We start from the raw sequence: 4,910 nt of genomic DNA, 5'->3' as shown, positions 1-4,910 counted from the left end.
ATTCCAAACCTCACTACACTAGCTACTCCCAACCAATTCCCTCTTCTCCACCACACAGCACTTTCACTCACAATTCTATCTGTACGCATCAGCACCCGAACCACCGCACTCTCGCCCACCAACTAATATCCACAAGCTATGCAAATTCTGTGCTATCTACAACAAACTATACCGAACCTCACTATCCTAACTACTCCCAACCAATCCCCTCTTCTCCGCCACACAGCACCCCTACTCACAATCCTAACTGTCCGCATCAGCACCCGAACCATCGCACCCTTACCGGCTCCGGCCAATATCCCCGAGTTGCGCAAATTCTGTGCTATCTACAACAAACTATTCCGAACCTCACTACACTAGCTACTCCCAACCAATCCCCTCTTCTCCACCACACGTCGCTCTCACTCATAATCACCTGTCCGCATCAGCACCAGCATCTCACACCCCACCTCAAGGTATGCACATTAGCAACGGACACCACAGCCCTTATACTAGCTATTTAGCCCAATGAAAGGAGGCTATCGGACCTGAGAGCCTTTATCCGCCTGATTATTGGCTGTTTTGAGTAATTTCAAGGTCATTAACGACGTCCGTGTCCGTTAAATCCTATATTGAACTTAAATCGCTCAAATAGAGGCATCTCAGTCCGTTAGGCCTGGCTTTCTCCACTCTGGCGGTTGGTTACAATATCGCCAACCTAGTTACTGCAAAAAGATCAGCAATTTTGCAAAAAAGTGGCCAAAAACATAAAAAACCTGCATTTCCTACATCAAAAATCCCGCTCACAGCCGAAATTGGCTGGGAATGACGATATTTGATGTACGTTTTGCAGGTTTTTATCCGTTAACAGGAAATCGCTTCAGATTTACTGTACTTTTTACATCTTATCTACTTAAGGCATAGCCAACTTGCCCATAACAGTCAGGCGCTCCGCACCTGTCGCCGAAGGCAAATTGTTCGGCACACCGTGAATACAATCGTTGCCCAGCAGGGCGAACAGGATCGCTTCTTTGGCATCGCCGGAAATACCCAGCTCGTCGGAGGTAAGAATCTTTTGCTCAGGGAGCAGCTCCTGCATCATGCTAAGCAGTGTATGATTGCGCGCCCCGCCGCCACTCACGATAACTTCCGCTATGGCACAATGCGGCAGAACAAAATCCTTATAAGCACGAGCAATGGAGTTTGCCGTGAACGCCGTCGCGGTAGCGACGATATCTTCATGAGCAAGCCCGCGCTCCAAAGCGTTTTTGAGCCATGAAGCTGTGTACGCTTTGCCGAAAAGCTCGCGCCCCGTGGTTTTCGGAGGAAGCTGCGCAAAGTAAGGATGCGCCAGCATCCCCTCCAACAGCTCGGTGTGGACTTGCCCGCGAGCCGCCCATGCGCCGTCTGCATCATAGGTGAGTCGGCCTTCGGACAACTCATAGACCACTTGATCCATGATCATGTTACCTGGACCTGTATCGAAAGCAATGAGCTCGCTGGCATCCGCCATCGTTGCATCCGTTCCCTGAGCCGGAACCGCCGTGCAGTTGCCGATGCCGCCGATATTTTGGAGGATACGCCCTTTGGCCGCATCGCGGAACATAATGAAATCCCCATAAGGTGCAAGGGGAGCACCTTGCCCCCCTACTGCCATGTCAGCGGTGCGGAAGTCGCCGACAACCACTCTGCCTGTCCGTTTGGCAATCACGGACAAATCGCCGATCTGCAGCGYTGATTTCGGCAGATAAGGATCCGCCTCATCCGCCACCGGAATGTGCCACACGGTTTGTCCATGGGTGGAGATGAGATCGATCTCCTCCATCTTCATTCCTGCAGCCGCAGCGGTACTCACCACTGCGTCCGCAAATCGTTCAGCAATAGCAAAGTTCATACCACACAAAAGGGCCACATTCGAGTGGTCGATGGAGCACAGCTGCTTCAGCTTTTCACGTACTTCTTCCTCATAGGAGAAGCTTTCGAAGTGAAGCAGTTTCACTTTGGCATCGATCCCGCTGCCATCGATACGGACGATGGCGACGTCGATGCCGTCCAAGGAGGTACCTGACATGATACCTGCTACGGTCAGGGATTTTTGATTCAAAAGGGTACGGAGCATCACAGTCCGCCCTCCCACTTCCAACCCGCAGGATATCCAGCGCCTAGAGTGACTGGCAGGCGGCCTTTCATCTCCAGCTCGCCGAGCAGACCTTTGGCAGTGCTTTGCAGCGCCAGCGGACGGCTTTCGTATGCCGCGATGAAGGTAGAAACCTCCAGCAGCTCCAGCAAATCGTACGGCACGCGCAGCGCGACGACGACCAGCGGCTTGCCGAGTGCTTGCAGGGCGCGCACCAGCTCGACCTGCGCCGGATGGAATCGGGCGTTGTACGTCCCGATGACGATCTGCTCCGCTTCTTCAGCTGCTGCAAGCACCGATTCCTTCAACCCACCGACCTCTGCCAGCGGCAGCACACGGTCGATCACGTCAAGGCCGCGCTCCGCAAGCGCTGCGCCTAGACTTGCCGGTCCGGCGTACGCTTCGTCCACGCCGGACGATACCGCTGCGGCCACGGTGACCGCTAGCGTTCTTACACGCTTCAGCGGCAGCAGCCCCCTCTCGTCTTTGACGAGCGTAATGCYGGCTTCGCTGAGACGCTCGGCGACCGCGCAATGCTCCGCGGTCCCAACTTCAGCCGCAGTGCCCGACTGCGGTACCATCAACCCGCGACGCTCCTTGAGCGCGAGCAGTCTTTCCACGGATGCGTCGATGCGCGCTTCACTTAGGCGCCCCTCCTTGACAGCCTGCTCGATCGCTTCAATAGCGCCGATCTGGCGGTCAAGTCTATGGCTGATCAACACAAGATCAGCCCCGGCTTCGATTGCCGTAACGCTTGCGGCTACCGTGCCGTAATGTTCTGCAATGGCGTTCATCTCCATGCAATCCGTCATAATGACGCCCTCGTAGCCCAGTTCCTCACGCAGCAGTCCAGTTAACACGGACTTGGACAGCGTTGCAGGCAGCTTCTCGGACTCAAAAGCCGGGAAATAAATGTGCGATGACATAATCGAATCTACGCCACCCTCAATAGCTCGGATGAACGGCACCAGCTCCAAAGAGCGAATCCGCTCTTGATCATGTTTGATCGTCGGCAAATCCAAGTGGGAGTCAACGCTCGTATCGCCATGTCCCGGGAAATGTTTGGCCGTCGCGACCACATTAGCGTCCTGGAACCCTTGTACCGAACGATGCCCGAATTCAGCGACAAGCTCCGCAGACTCGCCAAATGACCGCACGCCAATGACTGGATTGTCTGGATTGTTATTCACATCGAGCACAGGAGCAAAGTTCAAGTTAATCCCAAGCGCTCTTAACTCTTTCCCGGAAATCAACGCAGCTTCATAAGCAGCGTCTCCTGCGTCTTTTATGCCAACTCTCGCTCCCTCTTCCGGTCCAATCGCTCCTGCAGCTAGCGCCATTTGCCCAGGCATCAAAGCAACGCCTTCCGTAATACGGGCAACCATCCCGCCCTCTTGGTCGATGGAAACCCACAGTGGTAACGTGCCAGACTGCTCTGCGATTTGCTGCAACTGCTCGGATAGCGCAGCTACCTGTCCAGTTTGTTCTACGTTTCGCGCAAAATAAATAACCCCGCCAATATGGTGCTCAGCAATAAGCGCTTTGAGCTGATCTGTCGCTACTGTACCTTCAAATCCGCAAAGAAGCATCTGCCCAATTTTCTCTCGTAGCGTCATGTCCTGAATCTTTTTCATTCTCTATCTCTCTCCCTCATTGAACACCAATTTCTCCTGCTATTTCCCACAATTCATCTACTTTTATCCAATTAACTGCATTTTCTAACGCTAATTTCGCTAAATACGGCAAATTTCGGGTAGCTACCTACGATTTAGCTGGAGCTTCTACTGCTATTTCATTCCCTGCCACCGAGCAGCGCAGATTAATGGTATTATATTCCAACTATTTCCCCAAACGGTTCAGCGCCATTAGAACGGCACCACTAGCCGCATCCTTCTTGGCCGTAATACAAGTCAAATCCGGATATCTTTCACTCAATCTCTGCACAAAAGCGTTCCGCACATGGCTATTGTTCAGCAATACGCTACCAACCATCGCGAGGCTCCCCTGCTGCATGGACAGCTTCTCCACGACAGGAATGGCCGTCTCGAACAGGGATGCAGCGCTTTTCGCCGCAATAGTCAGCGCCGTTTCGTCCCCTAGCTCACAAGCTACAGACAGAATCGGCGCCAAGGCTGCGATATCCTTTTTATTCGTCTCTTTGTTGTAGACAAATCCAACGATCTGCTGAACCGTCGTCAGTTGAAGCTGCTCATAGACCATGCCGGTAATGGCGGTCTTCCCAATCCTGCCATCCTCCGACTGAACGAGAGCAGACAACAGATCACGCCCGATGCTATAACCGCTGCCCTCATCATCGATGAGGTGTCCATAACCGCCGGCACGATGAATCGTCCCGTCCTCATTTTTGCCATAACAAATAGACCCTGTTCCCGCAATCATAATAATACCGTATTCACGATCATGCGCGCCGCAAAGTGCCGTCTCCTGATCGCCCGTGATATATACCTTCCCTTGATAGCCGCATTCTCTGACATTCGCTTCCAAGCGGGACGTAACGGTAGGATTGCTTACCCCTGCTGCACCAATTACGATTTGTGCACAGTGCTCCAGTCCCCCGCATGCCTCGCTGATCCCTTGAAAAATGTCCTGAAAGCTCCGCTGGATACTATCCGCATCTTGCCCATTATAGTTAATAGCGCCAGATGTAAAAGTATGCACCACATGACCGCTCTCATCAGCTATTATCACCGCTGTTTTGGTACCTCCGCCATCTAGCCCCGCTACGTATCTTGTCATTACCTCCGCCATCTAGCCCCGCTACGTATCTTGTCAT

At 53.0% G+C, this 4,910-nt stretch carries 3 protein-coding genes; all 3 read right to left on the bottom strand.

Annotated features, from left to right (window positions below; genetic code table 11):
- Nucleotides 1-892: 892 nt before the first annotated feature.
- Complete coding sequence (locus AC1DUA_RS23290) at nucleotides 893-2,098, bottom strand: anhydro-N-acetylmuramic acid kinase (RefSeq protein ID WP_477502033.1); 1,206 nt, start codon at nucleotides 2,096-2,098, stop codon at nucleotides 893-895.
- Entirely contained in the window at nucleotides 2,098-3,750 is a 1,653-nt protein-coding gene (gene nagZ, locus AC1DUA_RS23285) for a beta-N-acetylhexosaminidase (RefSeq protein WP_477502032.1), read from the bottom strand. Before nagZ ends, AC1DUA_RS23290 begins: the two co-directional genes overlap by 1 nt.
- 205 nt (nucleotides 3,751-3,955) lie before the next feature.
- The gene (locus tag AC1DUA_RS23280; RefSeq protein ID WP_477502031.1) at nucleotides 3,956-4,873 is read right to left on the bottom strand and encodes an N-acetylglucosamine kinase; all 918 of its coding nucleotides are present in this window, start codon (nucleotides 4,871-4,873) and stop codon (nucleotides 3,956-3,958) included.
- Nucleotides 4,874-4,910 lie beyond the last annotated feature (37 nt).

It is taken from the genome of Paenibacillus sp. 01T422 (assembly GCF_056398785.1).
Note: the sequence above shows the minus strand (reverse complement) of the source record. Positions and strands in the feature narration are given on the sequence as shown.